Source organism: Sphingomonas sp. Ag1 (assembly GCF_000980895.1).
Lineage (GTDB): Bacteria > Pseudomonadota > Alphaproteobacteria > Sphingomonadales > Sphingomonadaceae > Sphingomonas > Sphingomonas panaciterrae.
In genome coordinates, this window is sequence record NZ_LAZX01000005.1 from 1 (window position 1) to 1,123 (window position 1,123).

General features: G+C 73.0%; 2 protein-coding genes. Both read right to left on the reverse strand.

The window, feature by feature from the left end; translation table 11 throughout:
* The coding region (locus XM50_RS00050; RefSeq protein ID WP_046406270.1) for a TolC family protein at positions 1-860 on the reverse strand (860 nt) is incomplete at its 3' end.
* Positions 861-871: 11 nt separating this feature from the next.
* Positions 872-1,123: efflux RND transporter permease subunit (locus XM50_RS00055; RefSeq protein WP_156167004.1), on the reverse strand; the 252-nt coding region annotated here is incomplete at its 5' end.

Genomic DNA, 1,123 nt, shown 5'->3' on the forward strand with positions numbered 1-1,123 from the left:
CGGGCGAGCAGCCCTGCCCCGTCGCCGACCGGGATCGGCTGGTCGAGGCGCAACATCCGGTCGCGCTGTGCCGCGACCGGCGGGAGCTCCTGCGGCGTGCGTCCGGTCAGCGTCGCCAGCCGGAACAGCGCCGCCTGCCGCTCGGCAGCGATCGTCGGCACGTCGGCGCGCCGCTGGTCGCGCAGCGCGGCGATGCGCGTCGCGTCGAGCGGCGTCGTCATGCCCACCTCAACGCGCCGCTCGGTGACGCGCAGAGACTGGTCGAGCAAGGCGACGATTCGCTCCGCCACGGCCAGCCGCTCGGCCGCCGATGCCGCATCGGCATAGGCGCGCGTCGTTTCCGCGACGACGGACACGCGCACGGCCTCGGCATCCGCCTCGGCCGCGCCGACGTCGCCGCGCGCCGCCTCGACGTTGCGGCTGACGCGGCCGAACAGGTCCACCTCATAAGAGACGTCCAGCCCGCCATCGATCAGCCAGCTTTCGCTGTTCAGCCCGGGCGCGCGCTGCACCTGGGAGAAGCGGTTGTAGGTCGCGCTGGCGCCGACGTTCGCCTGTGGCAGGCGATCGTTGCGCACCTCCCGCAGCGCCGCCCGCGCCCGGGCCAGCCGTGCCACCGCCACGCGCACGTCGGTGTTCGCCGCCAGCGCATCGGCGATCAGACCGTCGAGCACCGGATCCTGGTACAGCCGCCACCAATCCTCGGCCGGCGCGGCGGTCGAGACCGCCGCGCTGGTCGAGACGAACGGCGCGGTGGCGGTGCCCGGCGTGGCGGGCCGCGCATAATCCGGCCCGGTCGCGCAGGCCGCCAGCGTCAGCGCGGAAGCGGCGACCATCAACTTGGTGAAGCTCTTGAGCATCGGTTCGCTCCTCATTCGGCCGGCTGCAGCGTGGAGTCGGTGTCGGCAGCGGGGCGGCGACGACCGCGCCCGATCCGCTCCGCCAGTCCGCGGCAGACGACGTAGAAAGTGGGGGTGAAGATCAGGCCGAAGCCGGTGACGCCGATCATCCCGAAGAACACTGCTGTGCCCAGCGCCTGGCGAAGCTCCGCGCCGGCACCGGTGGCGATCAGCAGCGGCACCGCGCCAAGGATGAAGGCGAAGCTGGTCATCAGGATCGGGCG